Source organism: Nitritalea halalkaliphila LW7, assembly GCF_000265075.1.
Classification (GTDB): Bacteria; Bacteroidota; Bacteroidia; order Cytophagales; family Cyclobacteriaceae; genus Nitritalea; species Nitritalea halalkaliphila.
On the sequence record NZ_AJYA01000007.1, the window covers coordinates 60590 to 83765 of the forward strand.

Here is a 23176-nt window from a genome sequence, read left to right on the forward strand (position 1 = left end):
AGGTCTTAATTAAAGGATTTTCGAGATGCATTTTTAGGGCATAGCGCCCAGGAGCATTAACGAATCACGATGGGGAGCTTAAGTTTTTCCCAGCGCACCACGATCCCCGGTGTTTCGATACTGATGGAAAGTTGCTCTTGGCTCTCTTCCACGAACTCAGGGGTAGCCACGGTACGGATGACGTCGAATTTCTCATCGTACTCGAAGTGCCCATGGGCGAGGTCCCACTCTTCGTTCAGGATGACCGTCCAGTCGCCATTTTCTTTCGGGATAGTAAATAGGGAATATTTGCCCGGTGCCACTTCTTTATCGCCGACCGTTAGGGTTTCGGTAAATTCGATGTAGGTCGCCTCGTTAGCACCTGTTCTCCAAACATTATCGTAAGGAACGAGCTCGCCCCAAACAGTTCTTCCCTTCACAGAAGGCGCACCATACTGAACGAAAAGTTGCTTTCCGCTATCAAGAGTGCCTTCTAAAGTGCGAAGTGGACTGGCACGCTCATTTTTAGCAGGCAGTTCCATCTCCATTTCTTCGCTTTCGGCTTGTTCTGAGCCGCTGTCAGCTCCTCCGCAGCTGTAGAGTCCGAATACGGCCAACACACTGAGGGTGAGTAAGGTGATACGTGTTTTTTTCATGGTAAATCTTGGTTTACGCCTGTGAAATTACGATAAAACAGATGAAAGTAAAGGCTTTCTTCTGTTTTATTTTGTACCTAAGGCGCTTAGGACATCTGAGCGAAAGAATAAATGGCTAAAAAATGGGTTGAAGCGGGCTTCTGGGAGTTTTTTTTTAGCCATGTGGGGATTTAGCAGGCAAGCGCTGAACCGCAGGTGTGAGCCGGTAGTAGCTTCCCGAAAACAGAAATAAATTCGGTACGCGGCATGTGGAGAAAGCAAAAAAACCTGTATTTTAGCCTTAAATGTCGCCACACCCTATTTTCGACGCTTAAGGATCCGAAACATGCGCTATTTTGCTTTTATTCTTTGTTTATTTATTTCTCTGTCACTGGCAGTGGCTTTGGTTTTGCCCATAGGGCCACTCCCTCCACTCATTCATGTACTGGATCCCCAAAATGGGTTTTGGGCCAATAGTTTTTCTGAGGACATGATACTGGAGGAGGAGCTGCAGCTGCCCGGCCTGGAAGCTCCTGTGCAGGTGTATTACGATGAGGCTTGGGTGCCGCATCTGTATGCGGAAAATGAGCGAGACCTGATGCGAGCCCAGGGCTATGTGACTGCCCAGCATCGCCTGTGCAAATGGAATTTCAGACCATGGCGGCGGCAGGTCGCGTGTCAGAGCTAGTAGGGGATGTGGCCATCGACCTGGATCGGATGACGCGAAGAAAAGGGCTGCCCTTCGCCGCTGAAAATGGATTAGAGTTTCTCATGCGCGAAGATCCAGATACCTACGCCTTGGTGGAGGCTTTTTCAGATGGAGTGAATGCCTACATCGAAGGCTTGAGTCCTGCACGGCTTCCTGTAGAGTATAAGCTGCTCAACTATCGCCCGGAACCTTGGAGTCCGCTGAAGAGTATGTTGCTGCTGAAGTACATGGCCGACATGCTGGTAGGGGATAATGACCTGCAGTTTTCGAATTTACTTAGCTATTTAGGAAAAGACCTGGTGGATGCGCTCTATCCAGACTTTCCAAGTATTCAGGATCCTGTAATCGAAGCGGAAAAGGTTTGGAACTTTAAGGCGCTGCCTTTGCCGGAGGCACCAGATAATTTTCTTCCAGATGGAGCGGCTGGTCTTAGTGCTTTCCTTCCTAATCCTGAGCCGGGGGTGGGCAGTAACAACTGGGCTGTTTCGGGTGCACTCACTGCGGATGGGCGCCCTATTTTAGCGAACGATCCCCACCTGGGCTTGAATCTGCCTTCTATATGGTTTGCTATGCAGCTAAGTTGTCCCGCCTACACGGTAAAGGGGGCTACCTTGCCGGGGGCCTTGGGAATTATTTCAGGCTTTAACCGGGACGTGGCCTGGGGAGTGACGAATGCCACCCGCGATGCGCGAGACTGGTACCGGATCACGTTTAAAGACGCCTCTCGTACCGAGTACAAGTACAATGAGCAGTGGATTCAAAGCACACTGCGTATCGAAGAAATCAAGGTGAAGGGGCAGTCCCCGCTCCTAGATACGGTGGTGTACACCCATCATGGGCCTGTGGTTTACGATGCTTCCTTTCGCGCAGAACGCAAAGACGTGAACTATGCACTTAAATGGACGGCACATGATCCCAGTAATGAGCAGCGCACTTTTCTCATGCTGAACCGTGCGAAAAATCATGAGGATTACCTAGAAGCACTCAGCCACTACACGTCTCCAGCCCAAAACTTCGTTTTCGCCTCTGCTAGTGGGGACATCGCCATGAAGGTGCAGGGCAAGTTCCCGCTAAAGTGGCCCGAGCAGGGCAAGTATTTTCTGGATGGCAATTTGCCAGCGCATGAATGGCAGGGCTATATCCCGAATGCACATCATGCCGCCACTAAAAACCCGAAGCGAGGGTTCGTGTCTTCTGCTAATCAGCACCCAGTGGCCGACAGCTATCCCTATTATGTGTTCGATTACTCGTACGAGCACTACCGAAACCGCCGCCTGAATGAGCGCCTCGCTGCGATGAACCGCATCACGATAAAGGATATGAAGGCGCTGCAGTTCGATAATTATATGTTGCATGCTGCCGAGGCAGTACCTGCGCTTCTGCTACGTTTAGGGGACGTATCGGCCTACACGGCCAAAGAACAGGAGGTGATCGCTAAGCTTTCGGACTGGAATTTTTATACCCACCCGAATCAGGAAGAGCCCAGTTACTTTGATCTATGGTGGAAGCTGGTGAAGGAGGGGATGTGGGAGCCATTGCGCCAGCAGCCGGGTATGCTGTTACCGAATAACTTTGAAACCACGCGGCGTCTACAGGAGGGGCTCGAAGAGGAGGTGCTGGCACGCTTTCCGGAGCTGGCGGCCGCTCCACTGAATGCGCTGATTCGCGATCGTTTTCAGAGTACCGTGGCGCATATGGACAGCCTGAAGCAGGAGGGAGAAAAAATCAACTGGGCCGATTACAAGCGTACCTCGATTTTGCACTTAGTGCCTAATTTCGTTTCTTTTTCGCATCAAAACATCTATACCGGTGGTGGTCGGGGCATATTAAATGCTACCAGTGAGCGCATGGGGCCAGCTGGCGCATGGTCGTGGCGATGGGGGAGGAGATCGAAGCCTATGGCATTTACCCGGCGGAGTCGGGAACCAGGGACGTGAAGTTTAATTGACAACTGGATTCACCCTGGTCCTTAGGGGAGTATCATCCTATGCCCCTGTACCCGAAAGAGGAGGCCGAGGCCTTGTTTACCCATTCACGCTTAGTTCCTTAGTCTATGAAATTCTTTGTTCTGCTTGTCCTTGTTGCACTTATTGGTTTTTTCGCGGGGCCCTTTGTGCCGCATTATGCGCTTATGCTGCTGATTGCCCTCTTCGCTTTCCTGCTGAACAGCGGGGGCTGGGCGGCCTTTATGGGGGGTGGCCTGGGCCTTGGGCTCCTTTGGTTTGGGCTCAGTACTTACACGGCTATCGTGACGGAATCGGCCCTTCCTGACAGGATGGCGCAGCTTTTTCAGTTGCCAGACCCTGCCTATCTCGCGCTACTTACAGCCTTAGTGGGTTTTCTACTCGGGGGTTTTTCTGCCCTTACGGGCAAAACACTTCGCAGCATCGTTTCTCCCAAGCCACGGGTAAAACCTTATCGCTAGATCAAGGGTGTCCCTAAGAAGGGGCTTTCCTTCCTTTCGGCGAAAAGCTGTATCTTTAGGGCAAAATCTGACGAAGTACCTTCATGAACGTGATACGCTATTTTTTAACGACCCTGCTGACTATCGGCTGTGCATGCCTACTGCAGGCGCAGCAGCTGAATGACTTGCGCAATCTCCAAGTTGATCAGCTTTCAGATCGGCAGCTGGTGCAGCTTTTGGAGCGTGCCGCCGAGGAAGGACTTTCCGAAAACCAGTTGCTTGATTTAGCCCGCGCACAGGGCCTGCCAGAAAGACAGCGGCAGGCGTTGGCTCAGCGGCTGCGTGAGCTACCGAAAACAGGCGGGCGTAGGGCCGAGGGGAATTCTACTCGTGAAGGCACGATGCGCGGTACGCTGCGCACGAGGGAAGAACGGACGGGTGCAAGTGTCTTAGGTGCTCAGGCTACGCTAAATAGGGGGCAGCTGGTAGGTGAGCAGGCGGACAGCCTCTCGCTTTCACAAGTTTTAGCGGGCTTCGATGGGCTGAGCCCCTTGCAAAAGCAGATTTTTGGCTATTCCCTGTTCGAGGGAGCAGCGGAGGCTTTTGCACCGAATTATAATTTGGCCACACCGAGTAATTATGTCTTGGGCCCAGGCGATGAAATTTTTGTAGAAATTTATGGGGCATCAGAAAATAGCTTGACCTGGCAAATAAATCCTGAAGGACAGGTACTGCTACCGCAGCTGGGCCCCCTTACGCTAGCCGGCTTAACGGTGGAGGAGGCCAAAGAGCGCCTGCGTGAGCGTCTGGCAGGGCAATATGCCGGCTTGCGTGCTCGCCCAGCGGATACTTTTTTAGCACTTCGTGTGGGCAACACCCGCAGCATTCAAGTCACTCTAGTGGGGGATGTGAAGCGGCCGGGAACCTATCAGCTGCCTGCTTTTGCGCAGACCTTTAACGCCCTGTACGCCGCGGGAGGGCCCACAGAAAATGGGTCTTTTCGAATGATTCAACTGTACCGAGGCAACAGCCTTTTGGCTACTTTGGATTTGTATGCCTTCATTTTAGAGGGAAGCCATGCAGGCAATCGGCTGCTTCAGGATAATGACGTCATAGTGATTCCACCCTACCAGCAGCGCGTGGCCTGGGAAGGAGCCGTACGCCGTCCAGGGCTATACGAACTCCGTCCAGAAGAGCGGCTCGATGCACTTTTACGTTTTAGCGGAGGGCCTGCAGCAGGAGCCTTTACCGAGCGCCTTCAGGTGCAGCGAAAGGAAGCCGGGCAGCAGCGCTTACTCAGCGTTCGCAAAGAAGCCTTTTCAAGTTTTGCTTTAGCAGACGGAGACCGCATCGCAGTGGCAGAAGCCCTCGAGCGTATTGAAAATCGGGTGCAAGTAACCGGTTCTGTCTTTCGGGCAGGTGCCTATATGTTGGCAGAAGGCATGGGCGTCCGAGCACTCATACAGGAGGCAGAAGGCCTTCGGGAAGATGCCTTCACCGCGCGCGCGACCCTCTACCGAGTGGGTACAGACATGCAGCAGGAGGCCTTAGAGCTGGATTTAGGAGCCATCCTTTCCGGTCAGCAGCCAGATATTTCCCTTCGGCGTGAGGATGTGCTTTTTGTGCGTTCCATTTTTGATTTGCAGGAAGAGGTTTTCGTGCAGATCAGTGGAGAGGTGAACCGCCCGGGCCCCTTTCCCTTTCGGCGTAACATGACGGTGGGCGAGTTGATCCTGCGGGCTGGCGGTCTGCGGCAGTCAGGGAGTCTGGAGCGCGTGGAAATTGCCCGAAGGGCAAAGGGTCCTGATGGCACCCACGTGATGGAACTGATCCCTCTGGATTTACCGGAGGACTGGGCGCTGTCTGATGCCGAGGCGCAGGTGCCTTTGATGGCCTTCGATCATGTTTTTGTTCGGCAGAAGGCGGGTTTCCGTCGGGAGCAGTTGGTGGAAATACAGGGCGAGGTGGCCTTTCCGGGGACTTATGCACTCCGAACGCCGAACGAACGCATTTCCGATGTCATCGCGCGTGCTGGCGGGCTCACGGATTTTGCCTATGCGCCGGGGGCCACACTGATTCGCAGGACAGAGTTTTATCAGGAAAGGACAGATTTCGAGCGTAAGGAGCGGATTCTACGGCAGATCGTTCGCCGGATGGAAGAGGCGGAGCTGAATGAGGCCGATCAGGTTTTTTTAGCGCGGTTGCAACGAACATTGGCCGACAAGGCCCTCTTAGAAGAGGAGCTTTCTGAGGAGCGTCTGCTGCGCAATGCCTCGGCCAAGTTTCGTGAGGAACGGCTGCGTAGTGATCGCATGGCCTTCGGAGAGGAAAATGAACTGGCTGAGCAGGAGTCGGCGTTTTTGTTTCGGCAGCAGGAGCTTGTGGGCATTGATTTAGCCCAAATCCTCAGCAGCCCGGGTTCTGCGGGGAATCTGCGCTTAGAAGAAGGTGATATTATTCGGGTGCCGAAGGAGCTGCAGACGGTGCGCATCCGCGGAGAGGTTTTGTTCCCAACCACCGTGCGCTATCGGGAATACAGTGGCTTGCCGGCCTACATCACCCGTTCGGGCGGTTATTCTGAGCAGGCGCGTAAGCGCAAAGCCTATGTCGTCTATGCGAATGGCGATGTGAAGCGTACCCGAAGCTTTCTGTTTATGCGCTTTCATCCCACGATCGCACCGGGTTCGGAGATTATCGTACCTAAAAAGCCGGAGAGAGAGCGCTTGCCAGCCCAAGCCTGGGTGGGGCTCGCAACGGGCTTGGCCTCCCTAGGTCTTATTATCGCCAATATCGTCCAGTAGCTGCGAGGCGCGCTCTTCGAAGACCGAAAACAAGCGAATTAAGGATATTCTACTTTGTTTTCTTTCGATTGCGTCTTACTTTTACATGCCTTTATGTTTTTACTAGAAACTAATAACTTTTATTCAAGATGAAAATAACTAAAATTTGTTGTATCGGTGCTGGATATGTGGGAGGCCCTACGATGGCTGTCATCGCGCAGAAGTGTCCGGATATTACAGTTACTGTGGTGGATATCAACCAAGCGCGTATAGATGCCTGGAACGGAGAGGACCTCGACAAGCTTCCTGTGTACGAGCCGGGTCTGGACAAGGTGGTAGCTGAAGCACGTGGTAGAAATTTATTTTTTTCAACAGATGTGAACAAGGCGATCGATGAGGCGCAGATGGTGTTTATCTCTGTAAATACGCCTACGAAAACTTATGGTGAGGGCAAGGGAATGGCGGCAGACCTGAAGTGGGTTGAGCTATGTGCCCGCCAAATCGCGGCAGCCTCTACTTCGGATAAGATTGTGGTGGAGAAGTCGACTTTGCCCGTGCGTACAGCACAGGCTGTAAAAGATATTTTAGATAATACAGGGGGAGGACGCAAGTTCCAGATTCTATCGAATCCTGAGTTTTTAGCTGAGGGAACTGCGGTAGAAGATTTATTGGCACCGGACCGTGTTCTAATCGGAGGAGATCCGGGACCAGAGGGGCAGGAGGCGATCGAAGCGCTGGTAAGTGTGTACGCGGCATGGGTGCCGAGAGAAAGAATTCTCACCACGAATATTTGGTCTTCGGAGCTTTCTAAGCTGACCGCTAATGCCTTTTTAGCCCAGCGTGTTTCGTCGATTAATGCGATCTCGGAGCTTTGTGAGCAGACGGGTGCAGATGTGACGGAGGTGGCCCGTGCGATCGGTGCGGATAGCCGTATTGGGCCTAAATTTCTAAAGGCCTCTGTAGGCTTCGGGGGCTCCTGCTTTCAAAAGGATATATTAAACATGGTGTACATCTCCCGCAGCTATGGCCTCACGGAGGTAGCTGATTACTGGGAGCAGGTCATTAAGATGAACGACCACCAGAAGGCGCGTTTCGCTAAAAACATCATCAAGTCCCTTTACAATACAGTAAATGGAAAGAAAATCACGTTTTTAGGTTGGGCCTTCAAGAAGGACACCAACGATACACGGGAGTCTGCTGCTATCTACGTAGCCGATCATTTGATTAATGAGCAGGCTCAGATTACGGTGTACGATCCGAAGGTAAGTGAAGAGAAGATTTACGCCGACCTCGAGTACTTGAACACACGCTCTCCAGAGGAAATCCGTCGCTTGGTAAAAGTAGTATATGATCCGTATGAGGCTTGTCTGGACGCACATGCTGTGGCTATTTTAACGGAGTGGGATGAGTTCGTCGACTACGACTGGCAGCGTATTTATGAGGCGATGCTGAAGCCCGCGAAGGTCTTCGACGGTCGAAATATTCTTCCGCATGAGGAGCTGAGAACCATGGCTTCCGCGTACAGTCCATCGGAAAGGCAGTACAGTAATTACTGAAAAATACAGCATCATGAAAGGAATTATTTTAGCAGGGGGATCAGGTACACGCCTGCACCCCATCACCAAAGGAACCTCTAAGCAGCTCTTAGCCATTTACGATAAACCGATGGTGTACTATCCACTGTCGGTTTTGATGCTGGCTGGGATCCAAGATATCCTTATCATCAGTACCCCGGATGATTTACCGAATTTCAAGAAACTTTTCGGGGATGGTTCCACCTTAGGGATTCGCCTATCTTATGCGGAACAGCCGAGCCCGGATGGTTTGGCGCAAGCCTTCATCATCGGAGATACGTTTATCGGCGAGGACGATGTCTGCCTGGTGTTAGGAGATAACATCTTCTATGGGGACGGCATGTCGCAGCTGCTAAAGAATGCGCGCGCCTCCTTAGTGCAAAAGCGTGAAGCGACGGTCTTCGGTTACTATGTAAATGATCCTGAGCGCTATGGCGTGGTGGCCTTTGATGCCTCCGGCAAAGCCTATGCTATCGAGGAGAAGCCGAAAAAACCGAAAAGTAACTATGCGGTCGTAGGCCTCTATTTTTACCCAAACGATGTGGTGCAGGTGGCCAAAACCATTCAGCCAGCGAGCGCGGGGAGTTGGAAATCACCAGTGTCAACCAGCATTACCTCCAGACAGATCGGCTGCGCGTACAGATGATGGGCAGAGGCTATGCATGGCTCGATACCGGTACCCATGAATCGATGATGGAGGCCTCCAGTTTTATTTATGCCATCGAAAAGCGGCAGGGTCTAAAGGTGGCCTGCTTGGAGGAAATCGCCTTCGACAAGGGCTGGATTTCTGCTGCAGACCTCGAAAAGCAGGCGGAGTTGCTGAAGAAGAGCTCGTATGGGCAGTACCTGTTAAAGCGCATTGCGCAAGCGCATCAAGATGGAAACAAATAAAAGAATTTGGCTCAGCCCTCCTCACATGGGAGGTAATGAGCAGCTATATGTGCAGGAAGCCTTTGCAGGGAACTGGATCGCGCCGGTGGGCGAGAATTTGAATAAATTCGAGCAAGCCATCGTGGAGGCCACTGCCTGCGGACATGCGGCGGCCATCACCTCTGGCACGGCAGGTCTGCACCTCGCCCTCATCCTCTCAGGAGTGGGGCCAGGAGATTATGTTTTGTGTCAGTCGCTGACCTTTTGCGCGAGCGCAAACCCTATCCGCTATCTGGGAGCTATCCCGGTCTTTATCGGCAGTGAGCCGAATAGCTGGAACATGTGCCCGAAGGCCTTAGAAGAGGCTATTCAGGCCTGTATGACGGGGGAAATCCAACAGTTCGCCCAGGCAGACTGTCCGGATTACGCCCAGCTTACTGCTAAAAAGCCAAAGGTTATTTTGCCCGTGCACCTGTATGGTATGCCAGCAGATATGGACCAGATTCTAGCAGTGGCGAAGCGCTATGAGATTCCAGTAGTGGAGGACGCGGCGGAGGCCTTAGGCGCTTCGTATAAGGGGCAAGCCTGTGGTACCTTTGGGGACTTTGGGATCTATTCCTTTAATGGAAATAAAATCATCACCACCTCAGGGGGGGGCGCTATCGTCTCTCAGGACGCAGCCAAAATCGCTCATGCTCGACATCTGGCGACGCAGGCACGGGATCCGGCACCGCATTATCAGCATACAGAAATCGGCTATAATTACCGCCTGAGTAATGTAAGTGCGGGAATCGGCCGGGGCCAAATGGAAGTGCTGCCCGAGTGGGTTAACAGAAGAAGGCGGAATCATGCCTTCTACAAGGAAGCGCTCGGCCAGTTGCCTGGAATAGAGTTTTTAGAAGAACAGCCAGATACCTATGCAAACCATTGGTTGACCTGCATCCTATTAGATCCAGCCTCAAGTGGCGGTGTAGATAGGGAAACTATTCGCTTGCACTTGGATGCTCAGAATATCGAGTCGCGGCCGATTTGGAAGCCCATGCACCAGCAGCCCGTCTTCGCTTCTTTTCCTTACGTGGGAGATGAAACGGCAGATCGCGTGTTCGAAAGAGGGCTTTGCCTGCCGAGCGGATCTTCTATGGAAAAAGAGGATTTAGAGCGTGTGGTGGAGCAGATTATCGCTTGTTTTCAGGCCGTATCGGAGAAGATGCTTTAGCGGGCTGAGGCAGCTGATGCAAAAAAAATGAAACGGAAATTGGAGGAGCTCGGATTAGAGTTCCTCCAGTACTGCTTGCACGAAGGGCCACTTACGTGGCACGCTATTCATAATTAAAATATCTTCCCAAAGCGCACTTTCTTCGTCTAAAAAGCGAAAGAGTCGCTGCATGCTATTTTTGATATACAGCTGCTCGAAGACGTCCACGCCTGCTTCTTTTTCTGTGAGCATCACATTCATCAGCACGGCGTCGAACAACTTGTACCTACCGAACCGGGGTGTTCGAAGCTTCCTTTACCCGTCTCTAATTTTCTTATAATCCGCTGTACATGTTGGAAGTTGCGCACAAAGGAATACCCTGTGCTTGCCTTTACCGTGCCGGCGAGTGTGCCGATGGGGATGACGGGCCCTTTGCCTGCCTTCGGATGGAAGCGCGCTGTGGTCATTGGGATTTTATTGTGCTCTATTTCCAGAATTTCGTAGGGAGTATCTCCTAAATAGGTCTTGATATAGTCCCGCAAGGCCTCCTCATAGCGCTCTTTTTCCCATACCTCGGCAGAAAAAAGGGTGTATTCCACTAAGGCCACGTTTTCCTTTTCGGGTAGCAGGTAGCAGAAGGTCAGGCCAGGATCCTTTTGCGGTACCCGCAAATCCATATAGGTAAAGGTTTCTGTGTTCCAAAGCGGCTTCGGCTACCCGAATTTCCAGCCTAGAAAATGCTGCCACATAAAAGGCCCCTGCTGCTGCGCTAGTCCCTGGAGCGCCTGCGCCTCGAAATACCCTTTAAAACAGTAGTGCTTGAACTGGAAGTCGCCTTTATTCGTGACTACGCGCTGTGCATGGGGCAGCACGGTTAATATATCCGCCTGAAGACGGGTGATTTGCTTGCTTTTAGCTAGCTCCTCTGCGATAAAGGTGTAAAACCGCAGTCCTTCGATGGTGTAGTAGCGGTAGGGGTCCAGCTCGATCTCTAAGGTCTGCTGGCGCAAAGGGATCTCCGCCCGCGACCAGGAATGGTGCAGGGGAAGCTCCTTTAGCCAGGGCGTGTCCGAACGCAGCCAGAAGCTCCAGGTGCGGTCGTTCGTGTTTTTCGCATCGCGATCGATAAGTAAAACCCGTTTGTCACGCAGTAAGGGAGACTTGCTGATTTGCCAGGCTAAGGTCAAGCCCGCCAGTCCTCCGCCGGCTATGATATAATCGAATGTGGTCGCTGTGTCCATAGGTGATAATCAAAATCGGCGGTAGCAAAAAGCCTGATTTCGCATGTGCTGACAACTAAAATCGGGGTCTTGCTGTTTCTAAAGGTAAAGAAATTCTTTTAATCTTCTTCTTCTATGCGGTTTCCACGAAGAAAATCCGCTATGGGCATTCTTTTTTTATTCGGTGCCTGCACCTCTAAAAGAGCCACAGCCCCCTTTCCACAGGCGACATGCCAAAAGGTTTTTTGATCCGTCCGCGTAGTGCCAGGGGCTGCTTGCCAGTCCTCATCGGGCAGCAGCGCCGTGCGAAAGACCTTGTAGCTGCTGCCTGCCTTCGTGAACCAAGCTGCGGGATAGGGGGAGAGGCCACGCACGAGGTTATGCACCTCCTCCGCGCTTTGTGTCCAGTCGATTTCGCAGGTTTCTTTAAATAGCTTGGGAGCTGCATGAATGGCCAGACTTTCATCCTGTGGCTGGGCCTGAACTTCGTCCCGAGCGATGGCCGCGATGGTTTTGGCCACCAGGCCGGCACCTTTATGCATGAGCCGCTCGTAAAGTGTGCCTACGGTGTCCTCAGGATGAATGGGTTCTTTTTCCTGCAGGATAATATTTCCGGTGTCGATTTCATGCTTCAGAAAGAAAGTACTCACGCCTGTCTCTTTCTCCCCTTTGATAATGGCCCAGTTGATGGGGGCCGCACCGCGGAAATTTGGCAGCAGGGAGGCATGCAGATTTAAGGTGCCCAAGGGCGGCATGCTCCAAACAGCCTCGGGAAGCATGCGGAAGGCCACGACTACCTGTAAATCGGCAGCGAATGCGCGGAGTTGCTCCTGAAATTCAGGGTTTTTTAGATTCGTAGGTTGTAAAATGGGCAGCTCTAATCGGAGCGCACATTCTTTTACTGGTGAGGGCTGCACCTTTTTGCCGCGGCCCTGTGGTTTATCTGGAGCGGTGATCACGGCCACGAGTTCCACATAGGGCTGGCATGGAGTGCTTCTAGGCTGGCCACAGCGAAATCGGGCGTGCCCATGAAAACTACTTTCAACTTTTTCTGCGCATCTGTGTTCATGTAACAAAAATACGAAGCTGTGCGGGAGTAACCGCATGGATGGTCTAAAAACAAAAATTTTTGCCTTTATTGGGGTCAATTAAATGATTTTATGTAATTTCAATATGCCGTTGAGGTAAAACTGTCCAAAATAACCTTCATTTTACTAGCAAAACACATGAAAATCCTATCGTATTCCTTTTTGTTTCTGGCACTTCTGGTGGTAAGTGCTTGTGGTCCAAGTGGCAACTCTTATTCCATCCGAACAGAAGCTTTAGAGCTGAAGGCGGAGGGCCCGCTTTTCGAGGGTTCTAATATGGCACAGGCCAGCTGGGAATTCGACGTGGCAGAATTATTAAGCCAAAACCAAATCGATGGATCCACGATCACGCGTGCGCAGATCAGCGGCATTCAGATTCAGTATAAGGGAGAGCCGATCGACATGCAGAAAGTAGTCTTGGAGGTCACCTCTAAATCGGTCGATATGAGCCGTATCGCCTCTACGAGGGAGAGATTATGGTGGATAGTCCGATGGATTTGGGCCTCGCCCAAAAGCAACCGAACCTCGCCGATGGCTTTATGAAAGACGGCCGCATCACCTTCGTGGCGGACTTCGATCTGAATCAAGAAGACTACTGGGATGATGTCGTGATGGAACTTTACGTAACCTTTGAACTATTAGTCAAGTAAACTATCCTACAATTAACCTAAAAAAACCAATTATGAAAAAACTACTGTTCTTATGTAGCTTCTTGCTCATGGCCTTCTATGTTTCTGCTCAGGATGCAGATGCATTACGGGAGTTTGGGAGCCAAGTAATGGAAAGGTGCGGGTGAAAATCGATCAAATCGAAGATAAGTTTTACGGACGTATCGTTTGGCTCAAAGAGCCCAATGATCCGAATACGGGCAAGCCTAAGGTGGACCAAAACAATCCGGATGAGTCCATGCGTAATGTGCCGCTTCGTGGATACCGGATGCTGAAAGATTTCGTGTATAACGGAAAAGGCGAGTGGACAGAAGGAACGATTTACGATCCAGAGTCTGGAAACACGTATAACTGTGTGATCACGATGAAGGATGATAACACCTTAGATATCCGCGGTTATGTGGGAGTGAAAACTTTCGGCAGAACGGATACCTGGAAACGTTTAAAGATCAAAGGCTAATCAGATACCTATGAAGAGATATTTAGCCGGCTTGGCCCTGTTCGCAGGGCTTAGCTTTTCATTTGGCGCCTTCGCCCAAGGAGAAGAGGAGGAAGAGGACTGGGACCTGTATGGGGAACTGGAGTTCGTGGATGAAAAGGGGGGGAAGGCCTACGCCAAGCCCACTATCGTCGGGATGTCACCACAGCGGTTTTTTATGATCGGATGGGACGTGCAGACGCCTTATGACATGCGTTTCTCGCAGACGCGCTTCCCCGCTTCCGAAAATACGGGCTTTGCAGTAGATGAAAATCCGGATCCTGCACAGACGGCTCGCGCGAATTATACGGGAGGTTTTCGCTTCAACAGTGTGATACCCGTGATTTCGAAAAGTAATTTGGTTTGGCAGTCCGGAATTAATTTTATGGACGTGCGCTACCAGATTACCGATATTCAAGGCGACACAGGCGGTGGTGAGCGCGGCTTGGCACAAATTCTTAATGAAGACGGTCTGCGTAACCTGAATTGGACGAATACGGTCTTCGTGCCGATTAATGAGCAGTCATTCTTCGTTTTCCAAGGACAGCTGGACATGAGTGGCAACTTTGATTTTGGGTTCCAGCCTTTCAATTCCGTGCGCGTAAGTGCAGCTGCTATTTATGGAAAGCGCGTTTCTGATTTAAAGCGCTGGGGGTAGGTATTTCGCGTACCTACCGGGTGGGGAATATGAATTATATCCCCGTAGTGATGTACGACTGGACGAGCCCAGACCGCAAATGGGGTACGGAAATCTTATTCCCTGCCCGTGCGAGTGGTCGCTATAACTTCAGCAAGACCTCCTTATTGCTTTTTGGCTTTGAGCTGGAAGGACAAAGTTACCGTATCGATGATTTCAGCAGAGGAAATAATAGCTTTGAGATCCGTCGAGGCGAGCTCCGTCCCCGCTTAGAATATCAAAAGCAGATTACAGGCCCTTTTTGGTTTAACATGCAGGCAGGCTACCGTATCGACTGGTCCTTTGATGCGGATGAGCTGGATGGAGGACGTGAGTTCTTCAGAGGGTTTTTCGGCTCGCAGGAGTTCGGGATGCGCAATAATCTAGGTAACCCACTTTATTTTAATGTGGGAATCAGTTTCGTAACACTATAAAGGCTATGTGATTAAAACACGTTTACCTACTTATAGTATCGCTTGAACAGGAGATGCCGCTTTCCTTTAGCGCGTGAGTTTCCTCGCCTGTTCCGTTTTATTTTGTCGCCCCGCTAAGGGGCGACTTATTTTTTTATGGATTTAGAACCCTTTATCGGATTTATCTGTTAATTTTGAAATTGCTTATCAAGAAAGACTGAGGGACGGGCCCGATGACGTCTTAGCAACCTCTAGCAAGGTGCTAATTCCCATTTTCTACTAATCCTTATAGGAGAAAATAGAGATGAGCGGTAGTTGAATCCCTGTATTTTTCTTCCGGTTCTTGATAGGCATTTTGTGATTAGCTATGATGAACAGAACCGAGTTACTCTTAGACGCTCTATCCAAACGCATTTTGATCTTAGATGGAGCCATGGGAACCATGATCCAGCGCTATGGTCTTCAGGAAGCGGATTTTCGTACACCAGCCTTACAAGACCATCCGAAGCCGCTGAAGGGCAATAATGATTTGTTATCTCTAAGCAGGCCCGATGTTATCCGCGCCATTCATGACGCTTACTTGGAGGCGGGCAGTGACCTGATAGAAACCAATACCTTCAGTGGAACCAGCATCGCGCAGGCGGATTATGCCCTGGAGCATTTAGCCTATGCGATCAATAAAGCGTCAGCTGAGATAGCTGCTGAGGCTGCGGCGGCCTATACGGCCAAAAACCCCGACAAGCCCCGCTTCGTGCGGGTGCGCTGGGACCCACGAACCGAACAGCTCCATTTCTCCCGATGTTAATGATCCCGGCTACCGAGCCGTCACCTTTGACCAGTTGGCAGAAGCCTACACCGAGCAGGTGGAAGGACTTTTAGATGGGGGGTCGGATATTTTACTCATAGAAACGGTGTTCGACACCCTCAATGCGAAGGCGGCGCTTTATGCGATTCAGGAGGTCTATGAAAAAAGAGGCCTGCCCTTAGATCCACGCGAGGGTGGAATCCCTATTATGCTATCCGGCACCATCACGGATGCTTCGGGCCGTACCCTCTCCGGGCAAACCACCGAAGCCTTCATGATTTCTGTTTCCCATGTGCCGCTGTTAAGCATCGGGCTGAATTGTGCGCTGGGCGCTAAGGAGCTGCGTCCCTACTTGAAAGTACTAGCAGATAAGGCACCTTTTTATGTGAGTGCCTATCCGAATGCTGGGCTTCCAAATGCTTTCGGGGCTTATGATCAAGGTCCAGGGGAGATGGCGCAGCAGGTAGAAGAGTTTTTAGCCTCCGGCTGGGTAAATATCCTCGGAGGCTGCTGCGGCACGACGCCGGAGCACATCGGGGCCATTGCGGCGGCAGCCGCCAAGTACAGCCCCAGACCTTTACATGAAGAAGACGTGCAGGCATGAGAAGAGGACAAAATTACTTACAACTTTCCGGGCTAGAGCCCTTAGTATTCACCCCTGAGCTGAATTTCGTGAACATCGGCGAGCGCACGAATGTGACGGGGTCGAAGCGTTTCGCGCGCTTGATTTTAAATGGACAGTATGACGAGGCCCTGGAGGTAGCCCTGGATCAGGTTCGGGGCGGGGCTCAAATTCTGGACGTCTGCATGGATGAAGGCATGCTCGACGGGGTGGAGGCGATGACGCGTTTTCTGCACTTGATCGCCTCGGAGCCGGAAATCAGCCGGATTCCGATTATGATCGATAGCTCCCGCTGGGAAATTATCCTGGCTGGCCTAAAATGTGTGCAGGGGAAGGCCATCGTGAACTCTATTTCGCTTAAAAATGGGGAAGAAGAGTTTATCCAGCAGGCCAAGACGATTAAAAAATTTGGGGCCGCAGTGGTAGTCATGGCCTTCGATGAAAAGGGGCAGGCAGACACTTATGAGCGCCGAGTGGAAATCTGCGGACGCAGTTATCAGCTACTCGTGGAAACGGTGCGCTTTAATCCACAAGACATCATTTTCGACCCCAATATCTTTCCCGTGGCGACAGGGATGGAAGAGCATCGGAAAAATGCATTGGATTTCTTTCATAGCACGCGCTGGATCAAGCAAAACCTGCCGGGCGCTAAGGTGAGCGGTGGGGTCAGTAATGTGAGCTTCAGCTTTCGGGGGAATAACCCGGTGCGAGAAGCCATGCATGCGGCGTTCCTTTACCATGCGATTCGGCATGGCATGGATATGGGGATAGTGAATCCCTCCATGCTGGAGGTCTATGCGGATATTCCGAAAGACTTGTTGGAAAAAGTAGAAGACGTGCTTTTCGACCGGCACGAAGGGGCTACGGAGGCCTTACTTGCCTTCGCTGAAACGGTGAAGGCGGGAGACAAAAAAAGAAGCCCAAACGGCGGCTTGGCGTGAGGAGCCGGTGGCTAAGCGCATCGAGCATGCCCTAGTGAAAGGGATTTTAGATCATATCATCGAAGATACGGAGGCTGCTCGCCAAGAACTTAAAAATCCTCTGCATGTCATCGAGGGTCCCCTGATGGACGGCATGAATGTGGTCGGAGATCTGTTCGGCGAAGGCAAAATGTTTTTACCGCAGGTGGTGAAATCTGCTCGTGTGATGAAAAAGGCGGTGGCCTACCTGGAGCCGTTTATGCCACTGCCCGATGAGGCAGCCATTCGATCAGGCAAGTCTTCTGTCAAGAAAATCTTGCTCGCCACGGTGAAGGGGGACGTGCATGACATCGGGAAAAATATCGTAGGCGTGGTACTGGCCTGCAACAGCTACCAGATCATCGATTTAGGCGTGATGGTGGAGGCGGAGAAAATTATCGATGAAGCCGTGCGGCAGCAGGTGGACATCATCGGGCTGAGTGGCCTGATTACCCCCTCGCTGGATGAAATGGTGCATGTGGCAGCAGAAATGGAGCGGCGAGGCCTGCAGATTCCTCTGTTGATCGGCGGCGCCACCACGTCGCGTATCCATACGGCGGTGAAAATCGACCCGGTATATAGCGGTACGGTCATCCACGTGACCGATGCCTCGAAATCCGTTCCGATCGCGGGGGATGCGATACATGAAGAAACGCGAGAAGCCTATCATCGAGAGATCAAAGCCACCTATCAGGCGCTGCGTGAGGAGCATGAGGCCAAGCAGCAGGTGAAAAAGCTGGTACGCCTGCAGGAGGCGCGCGCTAACGGCTTCCAAGTGGACTGGCAGCAGCACCCGATTCAGGTGCCGAAGCAGCTGGGGATCTTCACGCCGGAGCTGGACCTGAATACCCTGCGTGCATACATCGACTGGACGCCTTTCTTTCAGACGTGGATGCTAAGTGGTCGTTTTCCGAAGATTTTAGAAGATCAGGTGGTGGGCGCGGAGGCGCGCAAATTATACGCCGACGCCACAGCGATGCTGGATACCTTAATCGCAGAGGAATGGCTGTCTGCCAAAGCCGTAATCGGGATTTTTCCGGTACGCCGACAGGGAGATTCTGTCACTGTCTTGGATGCTGCGGGTCAGGAAACGGGACGTCAGTTTCATTTTTTGCGCCAGCAAGGCCAAAAAGGAAAAGGGGTACCGAACCGCTCGCTGGCGGATTATCTGCACCCGGAGCAGGTGGACTACTTAGGTGGTTTCGCCGTGACGACCGGACTGGGGATGGAGCCTAAGCTGGCCGAATACGAGGCGAATGGCGATGACTACTCCAGTATTTTGTTTAAGGCACTGGCGGATCGATTAGCGGAGGCGGGTGCAGAATACTTGCATGCCCGTGTGCGCCAAGGCTATTGGGGTTATGCCCCGGAGGAGAATTTGGATAATGAGGCCCTGATTAAGGAGGCCTATGTCGGTATTCGCCCTGCCCCGGGTTATCCTGCCTGCCCGGAGCATTCGGAAAAGGAAGCGCTCTTCTCTTGGTTAGAGGTGCCGCAGCGTACGGGAATTACACTAACAGATAGCTTTGCGATGCTCCCGACCTCGGCGGTAAGTGGATTTTATTTTGCGCATCCGGAGGCACGTTATTTCGGTCTGGGGAAAATAGCAGAAGATCAGGTGGCCGATTATGCGGCCCGCAAAGGGGTCTCTGTGGCGCAGGCGGAGCGCTGGTTGTCTCCTAATTTGGCGTATAGCCCATCCTTACACATAGCAGCAGTTTAAATGAAAATTACAACGTACATACAAGAGGCCAAAAAGCCTTTATTCTCTTTTGAGATTTTACCGCCCTTAAAGGGGCAGAGCCTGAAGGATTTATTAGACGGGATCGAGCCGCTGATGGAGTTTCAGCCTCCTTTCGTGGACATCACCTACCATCGGGAAGAGTTTATTTATAAGGAGCGTCCGGGGGGACTGCTGCAGAAGGTAAGCACGCGGAAGCGGCCCGGCACGGTAGGAATCTGTGCAGCGCTGATGAGCCGTTATCAAGTGGATGCGGTGCCGCACCTGCTTTGTGGTGGGTTTACGCGGGAAGAGACCGAGAATGCCCTCATCGACCTGAGCTTTATCGGGGTACAGAACGTGCTGGCCCTGCGCGGCGATGCCCCTAAAGCAACAGGGGTCTTTGTGCCGGAGGCAGAAGGGCATGTGTACACCAAGGACCTGGTAAAACAGATCACGGCCATGAACCGGGGGCAGTACTTGCATGAAGAGACGGAGACGGGTTTTCAGACGGACTTTTGTGTGGGCGTTTCCGGGTATCCTGAGAAGCATTTTGAGGCGCCGAGCCTGAACTGGGACCTCAAGTATCTGAAGGAAAAGGTAGATGCGGGCGCGGAATATATCGTAACGCAAATGTTTTTTGATAATGCCAGGTTCTTCGATTTTCAGCGCCGTGTGCGCGAGCTGGGCATTACGGTGCCGATTATTCCGGGATTGAAGCCGATTACGACATTGGGCCAAATTCAGGCGCTACCGAGAACCTTCTTTTTAGATTTTCCAGATGCGCTGATGCTCGAGCTGGAAAAGTGCCGCTCAAATGCGGAGGTGCGTGAGGTGGGGATCGAGTGGGCGATCGCCCAAAGTAAGGAGCTGGTGGCTGCGGGTGTGCCGGTCTTGCATTACTACACAATGAGTAAGGCAGAGGCAACACGCAGAATCGCCGCGGAGGTGTTTTAGTCGCTTAGAGGCCGCCTCCCAAGCATCCGGGGGAAGCGAAATGGTGTTGCGCGTGCGTCATATTAGACGGAATGCCGATGTTATCAAACACTATTAGGTAAAAAAACAGGGTTGCTCTTTCGGGCAGCCCTGTTTTTTTAAAGGAAAATCGTTTTTGGCTTAAAGCAACTCCAGGAGGGCATCGATTTTCTGCCTCAGGTCATCGAGCGCTGCGGCATAACGCGTGTCCCATTCGGCTAGTCGCTCGGTGGACTTGCGTTCTACCTCGTACTGAATGCCAGGGAGGATCCAACTGGCATAGCCACTGAAGGGATCATTACTCGCGTACAGGGAGCGGTACCAGTCTCCGAAGTACATGCCTTTCTTATCGATAAAGCTCTTTTCGAGGCCCAGCAGCTGCTTATTGATCGTTTTGAGTTGATCCGGCTTGAGGCTGCCAGTCGCTAAAGCCTTTTCCACTGCACTGTCCCACGCTTGCCCTTTGGCCGTCAAGGCCTCCAAGGCAGCACGCACCTGTGGGAAGCCTTCAAATCCTTTATCGAAGCTTTGCACCTGGCGGGTCGCGGTCTGGAAATGGCCTTCCAGATCCTGGGCATAGCGGGAAACCTGATAGGGAATCACGTCCGCATTCGCGAGGCGTAGGGTCAAAATGCCCACAAGGCGCTCCACTGCGGCTCCCATTTTAAAGCTCGGATCAGCGAAGGTTTCGTAAAAGTGCATGTTGTCGTAATTCGTGTGGTACAGGGTAGGCCCACTGGCGCCGCCGCTGAGGGAAGGGATGCCCGCATGCATGTAGAAGGCGATATGGTCGGAGCCCCCGCCGAGGTTGCCGATGGTAGGTTCCTCTTTTTGGCCGGCCCAAACCTCGAATACAGTCTTGGCTGAATCGGGGAACGTAACCATTTTGGCGGCCTCGATGATACCCTGCTTTAAGGTAGGGGAGGAGGCTGCGCCAAAGTTCCTGCCCGAAACGGCTGCGTCTAAGTTGATGTACGCTAATGCTTTCGCCTGTAGCTCGTCATGGAGCTGCTCTACCCATTCGGTGGAGCCGATGACGCCATGCTCTTCGGCATCCCAGTGGGCGATGAGGATGGAGCGTTCAGGACGGTAGCCTTCCTGTGCCAGTTTCTGTAAGGTTTCGCTGAGGTTCAGGAGCAGCGCCGTACCGGAATTGGGGTCCGTGGATCCGAAACTCCACGCATCGTAGTGGCAACCTAAAATGATCCATTCATCGGGGTACTTGCTGCCTTTCAGGGTCCCGACCACATTGGTGGCGCGCACAAACTCCCGTTTTTGATCGACCATCACGCGAACCTCTAACCCGCTACCCCCTTCGATGCGGTAGGTGAAGGGAAGCCCCCCTTGCCAAGCGGGAGGGACGGCTTGTCCCTTCATTTGGCTGAGGATTTTTTCTGCGGCACCATAGCCGATCGGCAGCACGGGAATACTGTGCAGCAGGCCTTCCGTCTCTGGATCGAGCCGGTCTACCTTTTGTTTTCCGTCTCGGGGCAAGGCAGGTTTAAAGGGGGTAAGTGCATCGCCCGTCCACGGTACTGTTAGCAGGGACCCCCGCTGTATGGCGCTGGCATCGTAAAAAATGCCCTCTGGATAGGTCAGCCCCCGAGTGAAGCCGGAATCCTTCGGATCGGTATAAATAATCAGGCCGGCAGCACCCGCCTCCTCGGCAAATTTCGCTTTGAACCCTCGGAAATTTCCGCCATAGCGCGCCAGAAGAATTTTGCCCTTTAGGTCAACTCCCATTTTCTTTAGTGCCTCGAAGTCAGCTTTTACGCCATAGTTGACATACACCACTTCCCCACGTACATCTCCGCTCCCCGAAAAAGCATTCCAACCCTTTCCTAAATCAGGATGAGCGAGGTAGGGATCTGCTTCCCATTCATTTTCCTGCTGGCTGAGTGGCTCCCGATTAGGCCGAATGATCTCGATAAGGGAAGTCCCAGGCTCCTTACTTAGGTACACATCGTACGGATAGCGCTTTACTTCCCAGCCTGCTGCCTGCATGGTTTCCGCCATATAGGCCTCCACGCGCTTGTTGGCTTCACTCCCAGCCGGATGGGGCTCTTTCGTAAGTATTTCCAGATGCCTGCGAAACCCGCTTTCGTCTACCAGGTCCAAGAAGCGTTTTTCTAAGCTTTCCTGCTGCTTTTGTTTCTCCGTGCTGAACCCGTTCAGGGTCTGCGCCTGAAGTATCGGGAGGTGCAGCGCCATACATAGCCCAAGGCCATACAGGTATTTTTTCTTCATGCTGTAGCTTTCTTTGTTAAAAAGCCCAAGATACGGGTTAAACAGGAAGTGGCCACGCTTTTTATGTAAATGGTCAGGGGGAAAGGCTTTTTTTGGCTGCGCCAAAACGTGGGCACTGGCCTCTTTTTACACGTGCAAGAAATTTTTGATGTTCGCTCTTTGGTGTTTTAGTGGAGTTAATTGGTATTTTTTGAATATAAAATGTAGTTTGGAATGCTGTTTGAGTTAAAAGAGGCATAACCAATAACAATTAAGATGAAAAATATACAGCATAAAGTATTTTTTGCAGGCTTGCTTGCCTGGTTGTTCTTTGCCTGTTCACCGCGTACCGTCGTTACGGGCACCTGGAAATCGCCCGAGGCAGACCGCATGTACGAGCGTGTTTTTGTGGCTGCTTTAGTGGATGACCTGCGTTTACGCTCTGAGGTGGAGCAGGAGTTCGCCACGCGTTTTGCGAATCGTGATGTAGAAACGGTCAAGAGTTTAAATAGCATACAACCCGATTTCTTCGATGAAGAGGAGTTGAGCCAAGAAAAACTGCTGGCAGTCGTCCGGCAAACGGGAAGTGAAGCGATTATGACCGTTCGTTTACTGGACATCAACGAGGAAGAGCGTTTTGTTCCAGGAGGCGTGATGGGACCGCGCTTCGCGCCGATGGGATTCGGGCACTATGGAACTTTCGGGGGCTACTGGAACCACTGGTATGGCAATGCCTGGAACACAGGCTATGTTTCAGTAGATAAAACCTATGTGCTGGAAACCAATTTGTACGACGCAGAATCCTTAGCCCTCGTCTATTCCGCACAGTCCGAGACCCTAAACCCCTCGGATATGCAGGAGTTTGCGGAAGTTTATGTCGATAAGTTAAAAGCCTCCTTGCGTGAAGAGGGATTAATTCAGTAAGCATAGCTCCGGCTGGGCTATTCAGCTCCCATGCAGTGCTTTCCCGAAAGACGTGTACGGGCTGAAAGCTGCCTAATAACTGAAAAGTTTTGGCTCCAGGTAAATAAAAAAGGCCTTGTATATCCCATACAAGGCCTTTAAAATTTCTAGCGTCGGGGTGACAGGATTTGAACCTGCGACCACTTGCACCCCATGCAAGTACGCTACCGGGCTGCGCCACACCCCGAAAGGAAAAGAAAAGTTCGTCGGGGTGGCA

The 23176-nt window shown here is 51.9% G+C and carries 14 protein-coding genes, 1 tRNA gene, 5 pseudogenes and 1 riboswitch; of the genes and pseudogenes, 14 read left to right on the top strand and 6 right to left on the bottom strand.

Annotated elements, in window-relative coordinates; all coding sequences use genetic code 11:
* Positions 1-56 precede the first annotated feature (56 nt).
* Positions 57-635 (bottom strand): DUF2911 domain-containing protein, encoded by a 579-nt coding sequence (locus A3SI_RS03220; RefSeq protein WP_009053610.1) that lies wholly within the window; start codon positions 633-635, stop codon positions 57-59.
* 469 nt (positions 636-1104) lie between these two features.
* Here A3SI_RS03220 and A3SI_RS03230 point away from each other — a divergent pair.
* From A3SI_RS03230 to A3SI_RS03255, 6 genes and pseudogenes are all read left to right on the top strand, one after another.
* Positions 1105-3260: pseudogene (locus A3SI_RS03230) on the top strand (penicillin acylase family protein).
* A 116-nt stretch (positions 3261-3376) separates the two neighbouring features.
* A complete protein-coding gene (locus A3SI_RS03235) occupies positions 3377-3748 on the top strand; it encodes a hypothetical protein (protein ID WP_009053612.1) in 372 nt (123 codons plus the stop codon).
* 83 nt (positions 3749-3831) lie between these two features.
* Positions 3832-6528 carry an SLBB domain-containing protein gene (locus A3SI_RS03240; RefSeq protein WP_009053613.1) on the top strand — a complete coding sequence of 899 codons (2697 nt, stop codon included), beginning with the start codon at positions 3832-3834 and terminating at the stop codon, positions 6526-6528.
* 128 nt (positions 6529-6656) lie between these two features.
* Positions 6657-8063, top strand: coding sequence for a UDP-glucose 6-dehydrogenase (locus tag A3SI_RS03245; RefSeq protein ID WP_009053614.1), 1407 nt, complete (start codon positions 6657-6659; stop codon positions 8061-8063).
* A gap of 13 nt (positions 8064-8076) precedes the next feature.
* Positions 8077-8972: pseudogene (rfbA, locus tag A3SI_RS03250) on the top strand (glucose-1-phosphate thymidylyltransferase RfbA).
* Positions 8959-10167: a DegT/DnrJ/EryC1/StrS family aminotransferase gene (locus tag A3SI_RS03255; protein WP_156810141.1), complete on the top strand. Its 1209-nt coding sequence runs from the start codon at positions 8959-8961 to the stop codon at positions 10165-10167. The pseudogene rfbA and the gene A3SI_RS03255 overlap by 14 nt, the downstream one beginning before the upstream one ends.
* A gap of 54 nt (positions 10168-10221) precedes the next feature.
* On the opposite strand, the gene A3SI_RS03260 is transcribed toward A3SI_RS03255, so the two are convergent.
* From A3SI_RS03260 to fmt, 3 genes and pseudogenes are all read right to left on the bottom strand, one after another.
* Positions 10222-10425, bottom strand: a complete 204-nt coding sequence (locus A3SI_RS03260) for a hypothetical protein (RefSeq protein WP_156810142.1) — start codon at positions 10423-10425, stop codon at positions 10222-10224.
* Positions 10407-11387, bottom strand: a pseudogene (locus tag A3SI_RS20105) (lycopene cyclase family protein). Before A3SI_RS20105 ends, A3SI_RS03260 begins: the two are co-directional and overlap by 19 nt.
* A 98-nt stretch (positions 11388-11485) precedes the next feature.
* Positions 11486-12340 (bottom strand): methionyl-tRNA formyltransferase, encoded by an 855-nt coding sequence (gene fmt / locus A3SI_RS03275; protein WP_009053619.1) that lies wholly within the window; start codon positions 12338-12340, stop codon positions 11486-11488.
* Between the two features lie 252 nt (positions 12341-12592).
* Here fmt and A3SI_RS03280 point away from each other — a divergent pair, with 252 nt between their 5' ends.
* From A3SI_RS03280 to metF, 7 genes and pseudogenes are all read left to right on the top strand, one after another.
* Complete coding sequence (locus A3SI_RS03280) at positions 12593-12997, top strand: hypothetical protein (RefSeq protein WP_009053620.1); 405 nt, start codon at positions 12593-12595, stop codon at positions 12995-12997.
* A gap of 249 nt (positions 12998-13246) precedes the next feature.
* Positions 13247-13582, top strand: a complete 336-nt coding sequence (locus tag A3SI_RS03285; RefSeq protein ID WP_009053621.1) for a DUF2147 domain-containing protein — start codon at positions 13247-13249, stop codon at positions 13580-13582.
* Positions 13583-13592: 10 nt separating this feature from the next.
* Complete coding sequence (locus A3SI_RS20110) at positions 13593-14258, top strand: hypothetical protein (protein WP_009053622.1); 666 nt, start codon at positions 13593-13595, stop codon at positions 14256-14258.
* Positions 14259-14287: 29 nt separating this feature from the next.
* Positions 14288-14710 carry a DUF6268 family outer membrane beta-barrel protein gene (locus A3SI_RS20115; RefSeq protein WP_009053623.1) on the top strand — a complete coding sequence of 141 codons (423 nt, stop codon included), beginning with the start codon at positions 14288-14290 and terminating at the stop codon, positions 14708-14710.
* Between the two features lie 180 nt (positions 14711-14890).
* Positions 14891-15000, top strand: a riboswitch (SAM riboswitch).
* Positions 15001-15056: 56 nt separating this feature from the next.
* A pseudogene (locus A3SI_RS18040) lies at positions 15057-16098 on the top strand (homocysteine S-methyltransferase family protein).
* Positions 16095-18798: pseudogene (gene metH, locus A3SI_RS03295) on the top strand (methionine synthase). The pseudogenes A3SI_RS18040 and metH overlap by 4 nt, the downstream one beginning before the upstream one ends.
* On the top strand, positions 18799-19752 hold the full coding sequence (gene metF / locus A3SI_RS03300) for a methylenetetrahydrofolate reductase [NAD(P)H] (RefSeq protein ID WP_009053624.1): 954 nt from the start codon (positions 18799-18801) through the stop codon (positions 19750-19752).
* Between the two features lie 159 nt (positions 19753-19911).
* On the opposite strand, the gene A3SI_RS03305 is transcribed toward metF, so the two are convergent.
* A complete protein-coding gene (locus A3SI_RS03305) occupies positions 19912-22017 on the bottom strand; it encodes a M28 family peptidase (protein ID WP_050977353.1) in 2106 nt (701 codons plus the stop codon).
* Between the two features lie 255 nt (positions 22018-22272).
* Here A3SI_RS03305 and A3SI_RS03310 point away from each other — a divergent pair, with 255 nt between their 5' ends.
* The gene (locus tag A3SI_RS03310; protein WP_009053626.1) at positions 22273-22920 is read left to right on the top strand and encodes a hypothetical protein; all 648 of its coding nucleotides are present in this window, start codon (positions 22273-22275) and stop codon (positions 22918-22920) included.
* Positions 22921-23072: 152 nt separating this feature from the next.
* Here A3SI_RS03310 and A3SI_RS03315 read toward each other — a convergent pair.
* A tRNA-Pro gene (locus A3SI_RS03315) sits at positions 23073-23146 on the bottom strand.
* Between the last annotated feature and the right edge of the window lie 30 nt (positions 23147-23176).

Bases quoted from the DNA above. Each gene is read 5' to 3' on its own strand.
- A3SI_RS03220 (WP_009053610.1), bottom strand. From the start codon at position 635: ATGAAAAAAACACGTATCACCTTACTCACCCTCAGTGTGTTGGCCGTA.
- A3SI_RS03235 (WP_009053612.1), top strand. From the start codon at position 3,377: ATGAAATTCTTTGTTCTGCTTGTCCTTGTTGCACTTATTGGTTTTTTC.
- A3SI_RS03240 (WP_009053613.1), top strand. From the start codon at position 3,832: ATGAACGTGATACGCTATTTTTTAACGACCCTGCTGACTATCGGCTGT.
- A3SI_RS03245 (WP_009053614.1), top strand. From the start codon at position 6,657: ATGAAAATAACTAAAATTTGTTGTATCGGTGCTGGATATGTGGGAGGC.
- A3SI_RS03255 (WP_156810141.1), top strand. From the start codon at position 8,959: ATGGAAACAAATAAAAGAATTTGGCTCAGCCCTCCTCACATGGGAGGT.
- A3SI_RS03280 (WP_009053620.1), top strand. From the start codon at position 12,593: ATGAAAATCCTATCGTATTCCTTTTTGTTTCTGGCACTTCTGGTGGTA.
- A3SI_RS20110 (WP_009053622.1), top strand. From the start codon at position 13,593: ATGAAGAGATATTTAGCCGGCTTGGCCCTGTTCGCAGGGCTTAGCTTT.
- A3SI_RS20115 (WP_009053623.1), top strand. From the start codon at position 14,288: ATGAATTATATCCCCGTAGTGATGTACGACTGGACGAGCCCAGACCGC.
- metF (WP_009053624.1), top strand. From the start codon at position 18,799: ATGAAAATTACAACGTACATACAAGAGGCCAAAAAGCCTTTATTCTCT.
- A3SI_RS03305 (WP_050977353.1), bottom strand. From the start codon at position 22,017: ATGAAGAAAAAATACCTGTATGGCCTTGGGCTATGTATGGCGCTGCAC.
- A3SI_RS03310 (WP_009053626.1), top strand. From the start codon at position 22,273: ATGAAAAATATACAGCATAAAGTATTTTTTGCAGGCTTGCTTGCCTGG.